The organism is Mycobacterium sp. IDUB_19, assembly GCF_055419445.1.
Genome location: NZ_JBVAXR010000020.1, coordinates 49,777 through 68,951, shown reverse-complemented (window position 1 = coordinate 68,951; position 19,175 = coordinate 49,777). Strand labels below are relative to the sequence as shown.

At 67.0% G+C, this 19,175-nt stretch carries 15 protein-coding genes; 8 read left to right on the top strand and 7 right to left on the bottom strand.

The window, feature by feature from the left end; translation table 11 throughout:
• The first annotated feature begins 68 nt into the window (after window positions 1–68).
• The 4 genes from ACZY0B_RS16925 (at window position 69) to ACZY0B_RS16910 (ending at window position 5,136) form a co-directional block, all read left to right on the top strand.
• Entirely contained in the window at window positions 69–1,160 is a 1,092-nt protein-coding gene (locus ACZY0B_RS16925; protein ID WP_463765296.1) for an AMP-binding protein, read from the top strand.
• 1 nt (window position 1,161) lies between these two features.
• On the top strand, window positions 1,162–2,559 hold the full coding sequence (locus ACZY0B_RS16920; RefSeq protein WP_463765295.1) for an aldehyde dehydrogenase family protein: 1,398 nt from the start codon (window positions 1,162–1,164) through the stop codon (window positions 2,557–2,559).
• 130 nt (window positions 2,560–2,689) lie between these two features.
• The gene (locus ACZY0B_RS16915) at window positions 2,690–3,580 is read left to right on the top strand and encodes an SDR family NAD(P)-dependent oxidoreductase (RefSeq protein ID WP_463765294.1); all 891 of its coding nucleotides are present in this window, start codon (window positions 2,690–2,692) and stop codon (window positions 3,578–3,580) included.
• Window positions 3,577–5,136: an AMP-binding protein gene (locus ACZY0B_RS16910; protein WP_463765293.1), complete on the top strand. Its 1,560-nt coding sequence runs from the start codon at window positions 3,577–3,579 to the stop codon at window positions 5,134–5,136. Before ACZY0B_RS16915 ends, ACZY0B_RS16910 begins: the two co-directional genes overlap by 4 nt.
• On the opposite strand, the gene ACZY0B_RS16905 is transcribed toward ACZY0B_RS16910, so the two are convergent.
• Entirely contained in the window at window positions 5,133–9,986 is a 4,854-nt protein-coding gene (locus tag ACZY0B_RS16905) for an HAD-IC family P-type ATPase (protein ID WP_463765292.1), read from the bottom strand. The genes ACZY0B_RS16910 and ACZY0B_RS16905 overlap by 4 nt on opposite strands.
• 160 nt (window positions 9,987–10,146) lie before the next feature.
• A complete protein-coding gene (locus ACZY0B_RS16900) occupies window positions 10,147–11,103 on the bottom strand; it encodes a sigma-70 family RNA polymerase sigma factor (protein ID WP_463765291.1) in 957 nt (318 codons plus the stop codon).
• Between the two features lie 159 nt (window positions 11,104–11,262).
• Between ACZY0B_RS16900 and ACZY0B_RS16895 the strand changes: the two genes are divergently transcribed.
• Window positions 11,263–12,024: an SDR family NAD(P)-dependent oxidoreductase gene (locus tag ACZY0B_RS16895; RefSeq protein ID WP_463765290.1), complete on the top strand. Its 762-nt coding sequence runs from the start codon at window positions 11,263–11,265 to the stop codon at window positions 12,022–12,024.
• Window positions 12,025–12,076: 52 nt separating this feature from the next.
• On the top strand, window positions 12,077–12,814 hold the full coding sequence (locus ACZY0B_RS16890; protein ID WP_463765289.1) for a DUF899 domain-containing protein: 738 nt from the start codon (window positions 12,077–12,079) through the stop codon (window positions 12,812–12,814).
• A gap of 97 nt (window positions 12,815–12,911) precedes the next feature.
• Here the strand turns inward: ACZY0B_RS16890 and ACZY0B_RS16885 are convergent, their stop codons facing one another.
• Window positions 12,912–13,136 carry a hypothetical protein gene (locus ACZY0B_RS16885; RefSeq protein ID WP_463765288.1) on the bottom strand — a complete coding sequence of 75 codons (225 nt, stop codon included), beginning with the start codon at window positions 13,134–13,136 and terminating at the stop codon, window positions 12,912–12,914.
• 43 nt (window positions 13,137–13,179) lie between these two features.
• A complete protein-coding gene (locus ACZY0B_RS16880) occupies window positions 13,180–13,551 on the bottom strand; it encodes a nuclear transport factor 2 family protein (protein ID WP_463765287.1) in 372 nt (123 codons plus the stop codon).
• 65 nt (window positions 13,552–13,616) lie between these two features.
• Here ACZY0B_RS16880 and ACZY0B_RS16875 point away from each other — a divergent pair, with 65 nt between their 5' ends.
• Together ACZY0B_RS16875 and ACZY0B_RS16870 are read left to right on the top strand one after the other, a co-directional pair.
• Window positions 13,617–14,078, top strand: coding sequence for an SRPBCC family protein (locus ACZY0B_RS16875; protein WP_463765286.1), 462 nt, complete (start codon window positions 13,617–13,619; stop codon window positions 14,076–14,078).
• A gap of 48 nt (window positions 14,079–14,126) precedes the next feature.
• Window positions 14,127–15,287 carry an NDMA-dependent alcohol dehydrogenase gene (locus tag ACZY0B_RS16870; RefSeq protein ID WP_463765285.1) on the top strand — a complete coding sequence of 387 codons (1,161 nt, stop codon included), beginning with the start codon at window positions 14,127–14,129 and terminating at the stop codon, window positions 15,285–15,287.
• On the opposite strand, the gene ACZY0B_RS16865 is transcribed toward ACZY0B_RS16870, so the two are convergent.
• From ACZY0B_RS16865 to ACZY0B_RS16855, 3 genes are read right to left on the bottom strand one after another with little or no spacing between them, the layout of a single operon-like run.
• Complete coding sequence (locus ACZY0B_RS16865; protein ID WP_463765284.1) at window positions 15,284–16,768, bottom strand: AMP-binding protein; 1,485 nt, start codon at window positions 16,766–16,768, stop codon at window positions 15,284–15,286. The two genes, ACZY0B_RS16870 and ACZY0B_RS16865, sit on opposite strands and share 4 nt — an antisense overlap.
• Entirely contained in the window at window positions 16,765–17,547 is a 783-nt protein-coding gene (locus ACZY0B_RS16860; RefSeq protein ID WP_463765283.1) for an SDR family NAD(P)-dependent oxidoreductase, read from the bottom strand. Before ACZY0B_RS16860 ends, ACZY0B_RS16865 begins: the two co-directional genes overlap by 4 nt.
• Window positions 17,540–19,174, bottom strand: a complete 1,635-nt coding sequence (locus tag ACZY0B_RS16855) for an AMP-binding protein (RefSeq protein ID WP_463765281.1) — start codon at window positions 19,172–19,174, stop codon at window positions 17,540–17,542. The genes ACZY0B_RS16860 and ACZY0B_RS16855 overlap by 8 nt, the downstream gene beginning before the upstream one ends.
• Window position 19,175 lies beyond the last annotated feature (1 nt).

Genomic DNA, 19,175 nt, shown 5'->3' with positions numbered 1-19,175 from the left:
TCTTTGTATGCCCGGTGCGGCCCGAGCCAGCGTGGCGAGTGCGACCGGCATGCGACAGGATCGAGGGCATGGCCGATATCGACTTTTCGCTGTTGGACGTCCCGAGATCGGCGCCGGTCGAAGACCCCGAGGCCTTTTTGGGTGCCGCGATCGCCTGGCACTTCGGCGAAGACACCGGCTCCGCCTTTTGGCTGCGGACCGCCAAGACGCTGGGCTTCGATCCGTTGACCGACATCAAGACGTTCACCGATCTGCGGTTGTTCCCGAATCTGCTCACCGAGCTGCGCAATGTGCCGGTCGAGGACCTGATCCCGCGGGGATACGGCTCACCACCACCGGTGCCGCAGGTATTCGAATCCGGCGGCACCACCGGCGCTCCGAAACGTACTGCGCAGCTACCGGATTGGGTCGCACAAGTCATCGAATGGCAAACCGAGGACTTCGCCACCGGCGGCTTCCAGCGCGGCCGGGGTTTTCTGTGCCTGATGCCGAGCGGCCCGCACGGTGTGGGCTACTTCTCGCGGCTGGTCGCCGAGCGGCTGGGATCGGCGTTTCACGCGATCGACATCGACCCGCGCTGGGTGAAGAAGATCGCCGCGCGCAATGCCGCCGGGGAGGTGGCGGCCTATGTCGACCACGTTCTCGAGCAGGCGGTGCACGTTCTGCAGTCGCAGAATGTCGCGAACCTGCATGCCACCCCGCCGCTGCTCGAGGCGATCGCCCGCAATGACGACCTGGTGGACTTGGTGAACGCCAAGATCCGCTACCTGTTGCTCAGCGGCGCGCACGTGGACGCCGACACGCTGGACCTGCTGCGCGACATCTTCCCCGATACGACGATCACCATGGCATTCGGCAGCACGATGATCCTCTCGCAGGCGGTCACCCGAATCGACGGCGACGCATTCGTTTTCGATCCGCGGACACCGTACGTGGTGTTCCGGGTCGTCGATCCGAACACCGGAGAGCAAGTGCCCTACGGGCAGCTCGGCCAGGTGGTGATGAACCACATCAGCAAGGGCATGTTCCTACCGAACAACCTAGAACGCGACATGGCGATCCGGATGCCCGGGCCCGCAGGGCAACTCAGCGATTCGGTCAGTGCGGTCCGGCCGGTCGCCACCTTCGAGGGCGAGGCCGTGATCGAGGGTGTGTACTGACGTGTCCAGCGAGACACCAAGCGTCACTACTGCTTTAGTGTTGATCGACGCGCTCGGACCCAGCGGCGAGTATCGCACCCGCAATCGTGAGATTGTCACCAGCACGGCCGGCGTGCCCGTCGCCGAGTTGAGTCTGGTGCCACCGCTGTACGTGTCGCGCACCATCAGCGCGCAGCGCAAGGCCGCACCGTTGCCTGTCGTGCAGCGTGAAAAGGCTTTGGCCGGCGCCGCCGACGTCTTCTCGACCGCAGTCATCGGCGGCCTGGACTTCGACGCGTATGTCGAACTGGCCAGCCGGATTTCGGGAGTTCCGATCGCGGTCACCCGTGCCGGAGCCCGCAACGTGGCCGACGCCGTTGCCCACGCATTCGACGCGGTGCGTCCGGCGCAGCCGATCGGCGCGGTCCGCGACTGGCGCGAAGACCGCACCCGCGACGGCAGTGCGGTCTGGACCCGGCGCGGCGAGGTGTTCGCCGTACACGCCGCGGGAAACGGCCCGGGCGTGCACGGCCTGTGGCCCCAGGCGCTGGCGCTGGGCTACCGGGTCGCGGTGCGCCCGTCGCGGCGCGAGCCCCTCACCGGCCACCGACTGGTCAACGCCCTGCGCCAGGCGGGCTTTCGGCCCGAAGACGTGGTCTTTCTGCCCACCGATCATGGCGGAGCAGACGAGATCATCCGCTCGGCCGATCTCGCCATGGTGTACGGCGGCCAGGATGTCGTAGACAAGTACGTCGCCGATCCGACGGTGGTGGTGAACGGACCTGGCCGAGCCAAGATCCTGATCACCGCCGACCGGGATTGGCGCGACTACCTCGACCTGATCGTCGACTCGATCGCCAACCTGGGTGGCATGGCGTGCGTCAACACCACCGCGGTGCTCTATGAGGGCGACCCGGCCCCGCTGGCTGCGGCGATCGCGGAACGGTTGGCGACGATCGAGCCGCTGCCCACCGAGGATGAGCGGGCGATCCTGCCGACCCAGCCCACCACCTCTGCGCAGACGCTGGCCGGCTATCTGGCGACCAAGGCCGCGGGCACGACCCCGCTGCTCGGGGCCGATCAGGTCGTCGCCGCACTGGGTGACGGCTGTGCCGCGCTGCGTCCGGCCGTGCACCTGTTGACCGGGCCCGATGTCGACAAGCTCAACATCGAACTGCCGTTCCCCTGCGTATGGGTATCACCGTGGACGCGCGCAGCGGGCCTAGGCCCGCTGCGACAATCCTTGGTAGTCAACGCGATTACCGGTGACGACGACCTGATCGACGCCTTGCTCGGCGAACCGACGATCAGCAACGTCTACCGCGGAAACCACCCGACGTTCTTTCGCGCTCCTGAAATCCCGCACGACGGATTCCTGGCGGACGTCCTGATGCGCAACAAAGGTTTCATTCGGGACTAGGAGTTTAGCCAGGACCAGGGGTTCGGGCTGTGCGCGTGGTCTGGTAGCTGTAGGTTACGAGTCGCGACGCGTTGGGAAAGCAGCGCTGCACCAGGACTCGGCACGCCATCTCGGTGAATGCGGTGTGAAGGTGAACTTGATAGGCCAGGCCCTTAAGACGGCGACAGACCGATTGGCCAACCCGGCGCGCGTGTCGGACCCCGACAAGCTGCGCGGCGCGGTTTCGGGCAAGACGGTGCTTGTCACCGGCGCTTCGTACGGAATCGGCGAGGCGACCGCCCGCAGGCTGGCCGCGGCCGGAGCGACAGTGCTGGTCGTCGCCCGATCGGCGGAACGGCTCGACGATCTTGCCGCGGCGATCAACGCGGGTGGCGGCCACGCGGTCGCCTATCCGACGGATCTGAGCGACGAGGCCGCCGTCCACGTCCTGACCAAGCAGATCACCGAGAACCACGGCCCGCTCGACATCGTGGTCAGCAATGCCGGCAAATCGCTGCGCCGGTCGCTGCACCATCAGTACGACCGCCCGCACGACTTCCAGCGCACCATCGACATCAACTACCTGGGGCCGATCTGGCTGCTGCTAGGACTGCTCCCGGCCATGCGGGAAAACGGCGGCGGCCAGATCGTGAACGTGTCGAGCGTCGGCGTGCGCGTGGTGCCGGGCCCGCAATGGGGCGCCTACCAGGCGTCCAAGGGCGCGTTCGATCGCTGGCTGCGCAGCGTTGCGCCGGAACTGCACGCCGACGGCGTGACCGTCACGTCGGTCTACTTCGCGCTGGTCCGGACCCGGATGATCGCACCGACGCCGATCCTGGGCCGCCTTCCCGGGCTGTCGCCCCAGCAGGCCGCCGACGCCATCGCGAAGGCGATCATCGAACGCCCGCGCACCAACGAACCGCCCTGGGTGTTTCCTGCCGAGCTGGCCTCGGTGCTGTTGGCCGGACCGGCGGATTGGGCGGCCCGGTTGTGGCATCGCCGCTTCTTCTCCGATTCCCGCGGCCGAAAGGACGAGGAATGACCGACGGTGTGGTCGCTACGACGGCCCGGGCGTTGGTGTCATCGCGGCTGCTGAGCGTGCCCACACCGATCGCGGCACTGAGGCTTATCCGCGAGGTGTATCGCGGTGGCACGAATCTCTCTACGCTGCCGGCCGTCGCGGCGGCTCGCTGGCCCGACCGCACCGCGATCATCGACGACGACGGGGCGCTGAGCTACCGCGAGCTGCAGGCCAAGACCGAGGCGCTGGCTCACGAGCTTGTCCGTGACGGCGCCGGCCCGGGCGAGGCGGTCGGGATCATGTGCCGCAACGGCAGCGGCTTCGCGGCGGCCGTATTCGCCGCCGCCTTGGTCGGAGCCGACGTGGTGCTGGTGAATACGGAGTTTCGCGCCGCCGCCCTCGCCGGCGCTTTGAGCGCACATCAGGTCACGGCGATGTTCTGCGACAACGAGTTTGCGGCGCAGATCCGCGATACCGCGCCGTCGGTCCGGGTGATCGATCCGGCGACCGTGCAGACTCAGCCGGGCGCTCCGCGACCGCGCGTCGTCGAGTCCGGCCGACTCATCCTGCTGACCTCGGGCACTACCGGCGTGCCCAAGGGGGTTCCGCGGATGCCGCGAATGAGTTCGGGCGTCGGCGTGGGCATGACGATTCTCGAACGCACCGGGCTGCGGACCGGATCGCGAATTGCTGTGGCGGTACCGATGTTTCACGGCCTTGGACTGGGCATGTTGATGCTCACCGTCAGCCTGGGCGGCACGGTCCTGACGCATCGACGCTTCGATGCCGAGCAGACTCTCGCGCAGGCATCGCTACAGCGCGCCGACGCAATGAGCGTGGTCCCGATCATGCTGGCCCGCATCATGGATTTGCCGCAGCGGGTGCGGGCGCGAAACCCGTTGGCGCTGCAGGTCGTGATATCCAGCGGCGATCGGCTCGATCCCAGCCTGGCGCGCCGGTTCATGGACTTCTACGGTGACGTCCTCTACAACGGTTATGGCTCCACTGAGGTCGGGATCGGTTCTTTGGCAACACCTTTCGAGCTGCGCCACGCACCCGACACGGTGGGCCGGCCCGTCGCGGGGTGCCCGGTTCGCATCTTCGACAAAACCGGCAGGGCGGTCGGGCCGCGGGTGACCGGCCGTATTTTCGTAGGCGGAGAGCTAACGACCCGGGGCTACATCGGCGGCCCTGACAAGACCGTCATCGACCAGATGACCAGCACCGGCGATATGGGCTATCTCGACAACTCTGGCCGGCTCTACATCGTCGGCCGCGAGGACGACATGATCGTCTCCGGCGGTGAGAATGTGTATCCGAGGGCGCTGGAAAATGCACTCGCCGAGCATCCTGACGTTGCCGAAAACGCGGTCGTCGGGGTACCTGACGAGCAGTTCGGGCGTCGGCTGGCCGCATTCGTCGTTGCCCGCGCGCAGCGCGACATCGATGTGGCGGCGCTACGGGAGTATTTGAAGGACAAGGTATCTCGTTTCGAACAGCCCAGGGACATTCACATCGTCGACAGCATTCCGCGCAATCCCGCCGGCAAGGTCATCCGTAAGGAATTGGCGACTTAAGCGTCGGGCTGGTCGTCGGGTTCGCCTTCGGGCTGGAGGACACCGATGGTCTTGTTCAGCCAGTTGGGTGCCAGCCACGAGATCGCGGTGGCTCCTGCCGTCGCCCCCATCACGCCCGACCAGGCGACCGGTCCCAGCGGCGTGCATCCGAAGAACTGGCTGACCACCGGGGTTTGAATGATGCCGACCAGCACTCCCGCGCTGCCCAGTGCGGTCGCGACGACAAGCGGGCTGTGCTGGCGCGTCAGCAGGGTCTGGGCGAGCTGTGTTGTCACTAACGCCGCCAATCCCATTGTTGCCGTGCGGCGTTCGCTGCCCGGCGTGTAGCGCCCGATGCCCCAGGCCGCCGTCGCACCCGCGGCGGTGACGACGCCGCGGGTGACGATCTGACGCATCAGCGGTGCGTCGAGGGAAGGCGTGGGCCCGGTCAGCACCGCGAGTCGGTGTGCGGCGCGCGCTTTTTCGGCCTCTTCTTCGTTTTCGTACTCGGTTACGTCGGGTTCGACATATTGCGACGTGACGGCAACCGCGAGCGCGGGGAACATGTCGGTGAGCAGGTTCACCAGCAGTAGCTGACGGGTTCCCACCGGCGCGCGCCCCTGGCCGAATGCGGTCCCGATGATCGTGAACAGCACCTCGCCCACGTTGCCGCCGACCAGGATCGTGACAGCATCGCGAACACCGGCCCACATGCTGCGGCCCTCGACCAGCGCGTCGAGCAGCACGGACAGATCGCGGTCGGTCAAGATGATGTCGGCGGCTCCCCGGGCGGCCGACGATCCTCGACCGCTCACGCCGATTCCCACGTCGGCCATCCGGATCGCGGCGGCGTCGTTGGCGCCGTCGCCGACCATCGCCGTGACCCGCCCACAGCGCTGCAGCGCGGCCACGATCTGCACCTTCTGTTCGGGGCTGACGCGGGCGAAGACCTGGACGTCGGCGACGAGTTTGGCGCTGGCGTCCTCGTGGAGGCCGGCGAGGTCGGCGCCCGTGACGACGCGCGCATCCGCCGGCAGTCCCAACTGCCGGGCGATCGCCCGCGCGGTGATCGGGTGGTCGCCGGTGATCAGCACCACCTCGCGGCCGGCGGCGTGCAACGCCTCGATCAGCGGGCGCGACGATGCCCGTGCGGTGTCTGCCAAACCGACGTAGCCCAGCAGCTCGAGGTCCTGCGCGGTGGCGTCGACGGCGTCGGCGTCGGTGTCCTCGTCGTGCGTGGTCCCGTTGGGCCAAGGGCGCCGTGCCACCGCCAACACCCGCAAGCCTCGCTCGGCGAGGCTGCGGACCACCGACTCGGCATGCGCAAGGTCGGCCTCCGGGTCGGTGAACCGGCAGCGGGGTAGCACCACCTCCGGGGCGCCCTTGAGCATCAGCACCGGCGAGTTCGCGTCGGCGCTCAGCGTGCCTATCGCGGCGGCGAAGCCGCGGCTGGACTCGAACGGTACCTCGGCGAGCAACTGCCAACCCGAATTGTTCTTGGTGAGAAGGAAACTCGCCGCGGTGATGATCGCCTCGTCGGTGGCGTGCGCGTGGCCCTGTCCGTCTTGGGGCTGCGTGGACGCCCATGCGGCCGCCCGCAGTACCGCGGCCGACCGTGGGTCCTCGGCCTCCGGGAATGGATCGCCCGGACCGGCATCGTGCGGTATGGCGCACAGGACACGCAGCCGGTTTTCGGTGAGAGTGCCGGTCTTGTCGAAACATACGGTGTCGACCCGGCCCAGGGCTTCGATGGTGCGTGGCGAGCGCACCAGCGCTCCGCGCGCCGTCAGGCGCTGGGCGGCGGCGAGCTGGGACAGGGTGGCCACCAGCGGCAGACCCTCCGGCACGGCGGCCACCGCGATCGCGACGCCGTCGGCCACGGCCTGACGCAACGACGAGCGGCGCAGCAACGCCAGCGCGGTCACCGAAGCGCCGCCGGCCAGCGTCATCGGCAGGACCTTGCTGGTGAGTTCGCGCAGCCGGGCTTGGATGCCGGCCGCGGTCTCGACGCCTGCGACCGCGGAGATCGCGCGGTGCGCGGCGGTGTTGACCCCGGTGGCCACGACGATCGCGCGGGCGCGGCCCGCGACGATCGTGCTGCCCTCGAACAGCATGCTTGCCCGCTCGGGATCGTTGACGGCGACGGGTTCCACCTGCTTGTCCACCGGCAGCGACTCTCCGGTGAGAAATGATTCGTCGACCTCGAGGTCGTCGGCCACCAACAGGCGCGCGTCGGCCGGCACCACCTCCGGCGCGGCCAGGTCGATGACGTCGCCGGGCCGAAGCGATTTGGCGGACACCGTGACCGTGCGGGTGGCGTGTTGGGCCGCCTCCAACCGGCGTCGTGTGGTGGCCACCGCCGGGACGACGACGCGGCGCACCAACTGATCCTGCTCGGCGAAAAGCTCGGCGGCTGCCGCTTCGGCCCGTAACCGTTGTGTCCCACCGGTTATCGCGTTGACCGTCATGACGCCGCCGACCAGAAGCGCGTCGATGTTGCTGCCGACGATGGCCGACGCGGCTGCGCCGACGGCCAGAATCGGGGTCAGCGGGTCGGAGAGCTCCACCCGGGTCGCCGAAGCCAGCCGTGCCAGGGTGTGCAGTGGTCCGCGCAGTCCATCGAACGGTGGGCTGTAGGACAGGTCGTCGAGGCGGCGACGCCAGGACGGAGTCAGGGTTTCCACGGCCATCGGTCGCGAACCGCCGGCCAGCCGTGAGTACACGATCTCCGGATCCAGTGCGTGCCAGGCGGTGAGCGGCTGTGGGGTGGGGTCGGGCAGGCGCAGCACCCTGCCGGCCGAGAGGGTTCCAGCCACCAGCGCGGTGGCCGCGGCGGCATTAACCGGATTGAGCCAGCGGCGGAAGCTCACCGGGTTGGTGGGGCGTTCCTGCTCGCTACCGGTGACCAGTAGCAGCCCGGCCAGCGTCGTGCCGCCCTGGGCGAGGTGTACCGCCGATTGACTGGCCGAGCGGGCGACCGGAAGCGCCGACAGGATCCGAACCGCGTCGGCCAGGTCGGTGCCGGTGATAATGTCCGCTGTCCACGCCGTGGCGGCGCGTGGATCATCAAGTGCCACACCAACATCAGCGATGGCCAACGCGGCCAACGTATCGGTCGAGGCAAAGTCGCGGTGCACCGCGGTGATCAGCAGCACCGGTCCGCGATCGGTCCGCAGCTCGCGCACCACCCCGAGCAGCGGCGTGCCCGGCGGATGCGTCGCACCGACGCTGGCGGTCAGATCCTCGGTGCCGGCGACGTGACGCAAGACCACCCGGGCTCCGGTGCGATTTGCGGTCTGCAGCAACGGGATCGCGTACGGGTCGACTTCCCAACCGACTTCGACCCTGCCGACGCGTTCGCCGTCGACCACCAGGTCGGCACTTTCCAGGCCCTGCGCGGGCGTGGCCGACGGGCCTTGCACCGGAACCCATCTCAGATGCGCACCGGTGGCGGGTAACTCGTCGGGGTCGGGCTCCGGCGCCTCCTCACCATGCAGCAGCGCATCGGCGACCTCGTAGACCCGGTCGTCGTCCCAGCCGGGGGCCTCCCCGGTCGATTGCAAAACTGCGCGGTGGTCACCGCGCAGCGCCGCGCCATCGATGACGACCACTTTCACCCGGTCCAAGCGCCGCAGCGCGCCCGGGTCGAGGACCAGCTGTCCGCCGTTGGCGAGCCCGCGACCCAGGGTCGATGCGAACGCCTGGCGGCCCATGTGCGCGGCCCTGGGCACCCCGGCCTCGATCGCGGCGGCCGCGTCTTCGGTGCCGCCACCGGCGACCAATGCACTGGCCGCGGCGATCAACGAGCCGTTGGCCGCCGATTCGGCATAGGCCTCCACCGGCCCGGCCATGGAGCCTTTCTCGGTATCCATCGCGGCGTCGACTGCTCCGCCGACCACCACGTGCGAGGCTTCGCCCGCCGCTGCGGCGGCCCAGTGGTGCCGGGGTGCCTGCGAGTTGGCTCCGGCGGAGGAGATGACCGGGACCACCGGAGCCTGCGGGCGCTCGGGCGAGGCCAGGTGCGGCTCACGCTCCCGCCACACGCGACGGTGCGCCGCCGCCTCGGTGATCTGCAGGGTCCGTTGCGTCATATCGAGCAGCGGCGTGCCGAACGCTTGGGTCAGCCCGTTGGCCGCCGCCGTCGCTGCCGCGAGGGCGACGTCGGTGCCCACGCGACCCAGTCGCGACTCCAGGATCGCCACCATGCGCGGTTGATGATTGATCAGAGCGGCCGCTGCTCGGGTGGTTTGCGGCGCGGCGGGCAGTCGGGTTACCCAGCCGGTGACCGCGGCGGTCACCGCGACCACGTCCATGGCCGCGGCGGTGAGCGGCACCAGAATCGCCAGCGGGTTACCCGGGTCGGCGAATGGCGCGGTAATCGGAACGTCCGACTTCGTGGACGCCAAATCGGCGGCAATGGCCGCGACCGTAGTCCGCACGTCGCCCACGACGGCTTCGTTGTCCGCGTCGTCCGAGAGTTCGACGACCAACCGGCCCAGGGAGCCCTCGACGTGGGCTTCGGCCACTCCAGGGATCCGGCGAACCGGCTCCTCGACCACCGCCGCGTATTCGTACCAGCGCGAGAACGGCAGCAATGGATCGAGGTCCAGGTGTACCCGTTGCCCGCTTTGCCAGCGCACCGGAGGCCTGATGTGGTCGGGGGAGCCGTTGGAGGAGATGTTGATTCCGAGTGCCCGGCCGGTGGAATTGGCCATCGACTGCACGACAGGGCCGGCCAGTTCGACCACGGGGCTCGCCAGGAGCTGCATCGCACCCGCAGCGCCGGCCGCGGTGGACACGCCGGCCTTCACTATCTGGGCCGCCCCGCCGGTGACACCAGCGACAACGCTGGTTACACCCGGAATCTTCATTCAGTCATCCTTCAGGTACGTCTGTCGCGCTAATGATCCTGGGGTGCTGGGGACCTGTCCACATATGCACCGAAGGCAGGCCGTGCGACGACACCAACAGTTGTGGTGGTGGGGATTCACTGGGTGAGCAGCGGGTGTAATCGCGTCCCTCTGGCGAAGTTTACCGGCTGGAAGGTAAATCAAACGTCGCGAACAATGCCGGGTCGAGGAAGACCGTAATGGCGGCGACGCCGGGGTCGCCGGGGGTGATGACGTGTATCGAATGGGCGCGCATGACGCCGTCGTCGGCGCGGCGGTACTCGGCCACGGCGGGTTGGGCATTCGCGGCTGTCGGGACCATGACAATGTCGCCGGCCGTCGTGAATGCGCGGGCGGCAAGGAATTCGATCACCGTGTCCCGCCCGGTGAACCACACGGGCAGCGGCGGCATTTCGAGTTTGACGTCGATTTGCAGCAGCTCCGTGAGTGCGGCCACATCGGCGTTTTCGAATGCCGCGCAGTAGCGGTCGAGCAATTCGCGGCGCTCGGCATCGTCGGGCTCGGCCACGTCGTCCTCGGTGGGCGAGACCTCGGCGAGGCGGGCCCGCGCCCGCTGTAGCGCGCTGTTGACCGAGGCGGGTGTGGTTTCGAGGAGTTCGGCAACCTCGGCGGCGCTGAACTGCACGACATCACGCAGAATCAGCACGGCCCGCTGCCGCGCAGGAAGCTCCTGCAGCGCCGTCATCAGGGCCAGCCGCACACTGTGCCGCGCCGTCACGGTGTCCTCCGGCGTCGCGAACACGTGCGTGTCGGGGATCGGCTCCAGCCACTGATGGGCGCCGGCGCCGCCGTCGAGATCGGTATCCGGGTCAACCGAGCTGTCACCCAAGCCGGCCGGCAGGACGCGCCGAGCACGGTTCTCCAGCGCACGCAGGCATGCCGTGGTGGCGATCCGGTACAGCCAGGTGCGCAGCGCCGCACGCTCCTCGAACGCCTGATAACCGCGCCAGCCGCGCAGGTAGGTCTCCTGGACGAGGTCTTCGGCGTCGTGCACCGAGCCGAGCATGCGGTAACAGTGCGCGATCAACTCGGCACGAAAGGGGGCCGCCTGCTCGATGAAATCCTCCTGAGCCGGCACGGTCGCCCTCCCATCTCGGCCTCGGTCCCGGGTGGCCCGAAACGCTACTCCAGTACAGAGACGTCGGGGCTGCGAAATTCATCGGTCTTGCGGCGATGAATTCGGGCGATGCGCCGTATCTCAATGGGTGGAGGAGTTCACTGAGAAAGCGAGACGGACATGAACCAGACCCACGCCGGCAGCCTTGCCGGCACCACCTCGATCGTGACCGGAGCGAGCCGCGGATTCGGTCGCGCCATTGCCACAGCATTGGCAGAAGCCGGCGCCGAGGTCGTCGGTGTAGCGCGCACCGCCGCCCTGCTCGAAGAGATCAGCAGTGAACTCGGCGACGCCTTCATCCCGGTGGTCGCCGACGCCGCCGATCCGGCCACGGCGAGCCAGCTCATCGACAAGTACGACCCGCGCACCCTGGTGCTGTGCGCCGGATCCACGCCGCGGATGAGCCCGTTGCAGGATCAGAGCTGGGCAACTTTCAGCGCCAACTGGAATGTCGATGTCGCGCAAGCGTTTCACTGGACCCGCCACGCGCTGCAGCGCCCATTGGCGCCGGGCAGCTCGGTGATCCTGATGTCCAGCGGCGCGGCGGTGAACGGGTCGCCACTGTCCGGCGGCTACGCGGGCGCCAAGGCAACCGTCAGGTTCATCGGCAGTTATGCGGCCGGGGAGTCGGACCGGGCCGGCCTGGGGATCACCTTCGTCTCGGTGCTGCCGCGGTTGACGGCGGCCACCGAGCTGGGTGCGATAGCCTCGGCGGCCTACGCCGAGCGGCAGGGCGTCGACGTCGACACCTTTGTCTCCTCGACGGGACCCGCGCTGACCGCCGAGCTGGTCGGCACGTCGGTGGCGGCGATCGCCGGCGGCGAGCCCGGGCAGCACGGCGCCTGCCTGCTCACCGCATCGGGCCTGTCCTGGTTGAACTGAAGCTGAACTGAAGCGGACTCGAACCAACCGAAATCGAAAGGCGGACAACGCAATGAACACCCCACCGATCGTGTCGGCCCAGGAGTGGGAGGCCGAACATCAGCGGTTGCTGGTCAAGGAGAAGGAGGTGCTCCGGGCCCACGATGCGCTGGCGGCCATGCGGCGGCGGATGCCGTGGCTGGCCGTGGACAAGCCATACGAATTCGACGGGCCCGACGGCACGGTGAATCTGCTGGGGCTGTTCGAAGGCCGGCGTCAGCTGATCGTCTATCGGGCCTTCGTCGGGCCCGACATCGACGGCTGGCCCGATCACGGCTGCCGCGGCTGCTCGATGATCGCCGACCACATCGGGAACCTCGCCCATCTCAACGCCCGCGACACCACCCTGGTGTTCGCCTCGCGCGCGCCGCAGCCGGGCATCGAGCGGCTGAAGGCCCGGATGGGCTGGCAGATGCCGTGGTACACGATCACCGACAGCTTCGACGTCGACTTCGGCGTGGACGAATGGCATGGCACGAACGTGTTTATCCATAACGGCGACCGGGTTTACCGCACCTACTTCATCAACAACCGGGGCGACGAGGTGCTGGGCAACACCTGGAGCTTCCTGGACATGACGGCGCTGGGGCGCCAGGAAACCTGGGAGGACTCGCCGCCGGGATACCCGCAGACCGCACCGTATGAGTGGTGGGACTGGCATGACACCTATGGCCGGCATGAGCCGTCGCGGTGGTTCGGCGAACCCGACCCGAACGATCCCGACGACCAACGGCCCCCGCGCGGCGACTAAACGGTTCGTCTCATTGACCAGAATTGGGACCACATAACACGAAAGCGCGGTAGCCGTCCGACGGCTACTCGCGCATTATTCGGGCGACGAGAATCCGTTACAGAATTCGGTGTTGTGCCCTGTCGACCTGGTACCCGGCCGGGAATGACTTCTCGATGACCTGCAGCTGGTGGTCCACCCTGGACTCCAGCTCGAGAACTACACAGCTATCGCCGAGGGCTTTTGCTTCGAGAACTATGTACCGCTGACCACAATCGGTGATCGGGTCGCCCGAGTGCAATTTCTCGACCGGCACCGACTCCGGAGTTGCATCTGCCTCCATCCATGACACGGTAGGTCAATTCCCGGAGTGAGGGAATAGACCGCTACGTGGTTCCGGGCTGCCGCTGTTTGAAAAACACGCTCACCCGAGAGATCCGGCCGTCGGTGTCTTGCTCGAAGAGGATGCATTCGGGCCACGTGGTCGCGACGCCGTCGATCTCGAATGTCTCGGACAGCTCGGCGTACGACACTCGGGAGTCCACGTGCGAGACCCGCTGCACGTGCAATCGATGGCCCTCCAGATTGGTGCATACCTTGCGCAGGTAGGCGACATAGTGCGCCTTACCCTCGACGACATCGCAGAACGGTCCCTCCCGGGTCAGCCCTTCCTCGGCGATGGTGTCGGCCAGTCCGTCCCAGTCGTGAGCGCCCAGGCATTGCAGGTACCGCTCGACCACTTGACCTTGCGTGCCCATGTCTTCTCCGCTCGCTTCTGGGTCCACGGTAAGCGCGGCGTGGTCGCAAGGCTAGGTTCTCTCCTATGAGCTGGTGGACCGTCCACGCCGACCGGATGCTGAGCGAGCAGGTGTCCGCGCCGCCCGACGTGGTGCGCGCGTTCTACGTGGACCTGAACAACATAAAGCTCGTGCACCCGCTGATCGTGTCCGTGGAAACGGTGTCCCGCAGCGAAACCCAGGATGGCTACCAGCAGGCCTACCGGGTCGTTGACCGAATTCCCTTGGGGCCGTTAACCATACGGACCACTTATCAGGCCCGGCTGCAAGTGCCCGTCAGCGGCGATGTACTGACCGAGGCCGATCAGTCACCCGGGGTGCGGCTACGTGGCACGGTGAGTTTCGATCCGGCGGAAGGCGGTACCCGGGTCACCGAGCGGATAGGTATTACGGCCCCGCGGCTACTGGCCGGGGTGACCATCCGCGAGGGGGTCAAGGCGCACGTTGAAATGTTGGCCGGCATCCGGAGTCACTTCGAATCCGCTTGACCGGACGCGCGAGGATGGATCGTTGCCTGCGACGTCAAGGAGGTTGCCATGAAGTGTCGTGCCGCTGTGCTGCGCGGGGTCGGCGAGGATTGGGAGATCCGCGAGGTGGAGCTCGATCCGCCCCACGCCGGTGAAGTCCTGGTACGGATGGCCGTTGCCGGCATCTGCCACTCCGACGACCATCTCGTTACCGGCGACGTATTGCCGACACCGGAGGTGCGGGCCTCAACCGGTATCCCTGAGCCGGACTGGTTCCCGATGCTCGGTGGTCACGAGGGCGCTGGTGTCGTCGAAGAAATCGGGCCGGGCGTGACGACGGTGCGCCCGGGGGACCACGTGGCGATGTCGTTCATTCCCGCGTGCGGCAGTTGCCGTTTCTGTGTGAACGGTCAGAGCTACATCTGCGACGCCGGCGCAAGCCTGTTCTCGAGGGAGATGCCGACCGACGGAACCTGTCGCCGGCACCTCGGCGACGAAAACCTGATGGCTTACGGTCAACTCGGCACATTCGCCGAATATGCGGTGCTAACGGAAAGGTCCGTCATCAAGATCGATGACGGGATCCCGTTCCATGCGGCCTCGCTGGTGTCGTGCGGCGTCAGCACGGGCTGGGGCTCCGCAACGGTAACGGCCGGCACCGAACCCGGTGACACCGTCGTAGTGATCGGTACCGGTGGTGTCGGGATGAATGCCCTGCAGGGGGCCCGCGCCGCTGGCGCAACCTATGTCGTCGCGGTGGATCCCGTTGAATATAAACGGGATTCGGCCAAGATCTTCGGTGCCACGCACACCGCCGTCTCGGCCGAGGAGGCAATACCGCTGGTGGCCGACATCACCGCTGGCGTCATGGCCGACCGCGTCGTCGTGACCGCGGGCGTTGTCCACCCGGACTTGATCCCGTTGTCCATGAGGCTGCTTCGCAAAGGCGGGACGTGCGTGATCACCGGCATCACGCCCTATAGCGAGCCCATGGTTCCGCTGATTCTGCAGGAGATGGTGCTGTCGGCCAAACAACTCAGGGGAGCGCTCTACGGCGGGATGAATCCACGCACCAGCGTGCCGTTGCTGTTGTCGATGTATCAGGCAGGTGCGTTGAAACTCGACGAGTTGGTCACCCGCCACTACCAACTCGACCAGATCAACGAGGCGTTCGTCGATCTGCGCGAGGGCCGCAACATCCGCGGGATCATCGACTTCGCCGGTCTCTAACCAACGCGGCCGGGAGACAAGCTTGCCCGCAGTTCCCGCTTGAGCACCTTGCCGTAGCTGTTTTTCGGTAGCTCGTCGACGAATTCGTAGCGTTTGGGCCGTTTGAAGCGGGCGATGCGCCGCAACAGATGCGCGTCCAATGCCGCGGGGTCGACCGCGCCGACGATGAACGCGACCACCACCTCACCCCACTCGGCGTCGGGCGTGCCCACCACGCATGCCTCGGAGACGCCGGGGTGCTCGAGCAACACCTCCTCCACCTCGCGGGGATAGATATTGCTCCCGCCGCTGATGACGACGTCCTTCGACCGGTCCCGCAGCGTGAGAAAACCGCGGGCGTCGAACGAGCCCATGTCGCCGGTGTAGAGCCAGCCGTCTTTGAGCGTGGCGCGGGTCGCGTCGGGATTTTGCCAGTATCCACTCATGACCGCGTCTCCGCGGCAGACGATCTCGCCGATGTCGCCGACGGACGCCGGGTGGCCGTCCGCGTGCAGCACCGCGACCTCCATCCCCGACCGCGCATAACCGACGGAACCCAGAATCGCGTCGTCGTCCAAGTCGTGATCGACAGCGCGCAACCCGGTGATGGTCATCGGTGACTCGCCCTGCCCATAGATCTGCGCGAAGATCGGGCCGAATGCCGTGATCGCCCTCCGCAGGCTTTCGACATACATCGGCCCGCCGCCGTAGACGATCGTCTTGAGATTGGCCGGGCGGGCGCGGCCCGTATCGACCAGCCGTTGCACCATCGTCGGCGCCAGAAATGCGCTGCCGGTCGGGTGGTGCTCGCAGAGATCGAGGAACTCGTCGGGATCGAATGCACCCGACTCGGGCACCACCTGGCGGGCGGCGCGCAACACGTACGGCAGAACGTAGAGGCCAGAGCCGTGCGACATCGGTGCCGCATGCACGAGGCTGCAGTGCTGGTCCGGAGCGTCGATGTCGGCAAGGTGCGCGACCGTCATCGCTGTGAGATTGCGGTGCGACAGCATCGCGCCCTTAGACCGGCCGGTGGTTCCGCTGGTGTAGAACAGCCACGCCAGCGCCGCCGGGTCGGTGCGCGGCGGCGCCGACGGAGCGACGTTGAATCGTCGTGAATGGTCCTCGGACTCAATGATTTCCGTTGGCGTCGTGGTGATCGACGCGAGCTCGGCGCCAATCGTCGATGAGGCGAACACCTGCGACGCACCCGCATCGTCGAGGATCTGCACCATCTCGCGCGGATGCAGCTTGTAGTTGATCGGGACGACGACGCACTCGGCGGCCCAGATCGCGAACATCAATTCGACGATCTCGGGACGGTTCTGGGTGGTGATCGCGATACGAGCACCCGCACCATGCTGTTGCCGGATCGACGCGGCCAGGCGCAATGCCCGGTCGCGCAACTCAAGCCACGTACACACGCGGCGATTCCCGTGATACACGGCGCCGCGATCGGGGAACCGGCCCGCGGCCTGATCGAGCATCGCAAACAGATTCATCGCTCGATCCACTGCGATGACAACGCGAACTCCGAAAGATATTTCGTCGAACTCCATCCGCCGTCGACGACAATCGTCTGGCCGTTGATGAAACTTCCGCCCGGCGAGCACAGGAAGGCGACGGTGCTGGCGATATCGTCGATGCTGCCTAACCGCTGATGCGGGGTCATTTCGGTGTTGAGCTTGCGGAATCGCTCATCTTCCAAGCGCTTTTCGACCATCGGCGTCACCGTTACGCCGGGAGCGACGGCGTTGCAGCGGATGCCGGATGCGCCGTACTGGCAAGCGATGTGGGTGGTCAGCGCGGTCAGCCCGCCTTTGGCGGCGGAGTAAGCGCCGCCTCGCAGGCCGCCGACGACCGCGAAAGTCGATGTCACATTGATGATCGCCGATCCGGGTGCCATGTGCGGCAGCACGTCGCGCGCCAGCCGAAACGGCGCCCGCAGCATCACGCCCAGAAAGTAGTCCAGGGTCTCGTCGTCGGTTTCGTGCAGCGGCTTGGGGCTGCCCACTCCGGCGTTGTTGATCAGGAAATCGACATGACCCCACCGCTCGACCGCGAGGTCCACGATGCGTCGCGGCGCGTCGTCGTCGGTCAAGTCGACAGCGAGTGTCGCGACACGATCCGGATCGTTGATCGACTTTTCGAGCTCGGCCAGCCGATCCCGGTCGCGGCCGGTGCCCACGACCGCCATGCCCACTTCGGCAAGCTTTGTCGCGCAACCCAGGCCGATACCGCTGCTTGCTCCCGTGACGATTGCGACCTGCATTTCAACCATCCTTCGTCTCCGCCTCTGTCAAAGACGCCCGGATCTGATGTTTGAGTATCTTCCCCGCGTCGTTCTTCGGCAGGGCGTCCCAGATCACGACCTGTTCCGGGGCCTTGAATTTGGCGACCCCCTTGCTCACCAGCAGCGCAAGCAGGCTTGCGACATCCGGGCTCGCCGCACCCGCGGGGACGATGACCGCGCAAGCCCGCTCTCCGGTGCGCTCGTCGGGCAGCCCGACGACCGCGATCTCGGCGATGCCGGGATGGTCGGCGAGCAGGTCCTCGACTTCCTTGGCCGAGATGTTCTCACCGCTGCGGATGATGACGTCCTTGGCCCGGCCAGTCACGACGAGGTACCGGTCATCGGAACCAGCTGAGACCCAGCGCCCAAGATCGCCGGTGCGGAAAAAGCCTGCGGCATCGAAAGAGTCGGCGCCGTCTTTCCGATGACGGTAACCCAGCAGCATCTGTGGGCCACGCACACAGATTTCCCCGTCACCGGCCGGCGCGGATTCGTGCGGGACGAGTTTGATCTCGGCGATCCCGGGCCTGCCGTCGGTGTCTGCCGCGTAATCGGCTTCGTCTGGCCCGGGTGCGCCGACGGTCGCGACGGGGACTTCCGTGCAGCCGTACACCCGGGTGACCACCGCGTGATCGAAATACTGTGCGGCACAGCGGATCAGCGACGGCGATACGGAAGCACCGCCGCAGATGAACACCTTCAAGTCGGGCAGGCGGGAGTCGGTGCGCTCGGCAGTTGACAACAGTTGCTGCAGGAATGGTGTGGCCCCCGCGATGTGGGTACACCGTTCGGAGCTCATCAGTGCTACCGCCTCGGACGGATCCCATCGGTCCATCAGCACCGCGGTCGTGCCCAGCAGCAGCGGGCATTCGAATGCATATATCGAGCCGCCGATATGGGCGACCGGTGACGGGACGAGGAACGTGTCGCCCGGGGCGATCATCCAGTGGTCGCGGATCTGACAGATCAGAGCGTGTATCGAATTGTGGGTGTGCAGCACGCCTTTCGGGCGGCTTGTGGTACCGGAGGTGTAGAGGATCATCCGCACGGAATCGGGATCCAGCGCCGGAAGGGGTGCGGCATCCAGCGGCTGCTCCAGCAGGACCCGGTACGGTGTGTGCGAACCGGCTCGCCTCGTTTCGGAGCCGCGCAGTACCACTACCGTCGGTGCCGGACTCATTGCGGCTGTTACGCGTTCGAGCATCGCCGCGTAGTCGTAGCCGCCGTATTGGTGTGGGACGAAAACCATTGCTGCATCGGCGTCTTCGAGGATGAAGCGCAGATCGTGCTCACGCAGCGACGGCAGGATCGGGTTCACCACCATTCCGGCCAGCGTCGCGGCCAGATAGATGACGGCGGTCTCGTGCCAATTCGGCAGCATGAACGACACGACGCTGCCCGTCGGCATGCGCGACAGGAGGACGGCCGCGAGTGCGTTTGCCTGCGTGTATAGCGTGGCACAGTCCAGTCGAATATCCTTGTCCACCAGAACTATTCGCCGAGGCGCCAGTTCCGCGGCCGTGCGTAGCGAATCGGCCAGCGTGGTCTGCACCCACAGCCCACGGCGGTAGGCCTCGGCGGCATGTGTGGTGTCCTGCGGGGCCCGGGCGATCACC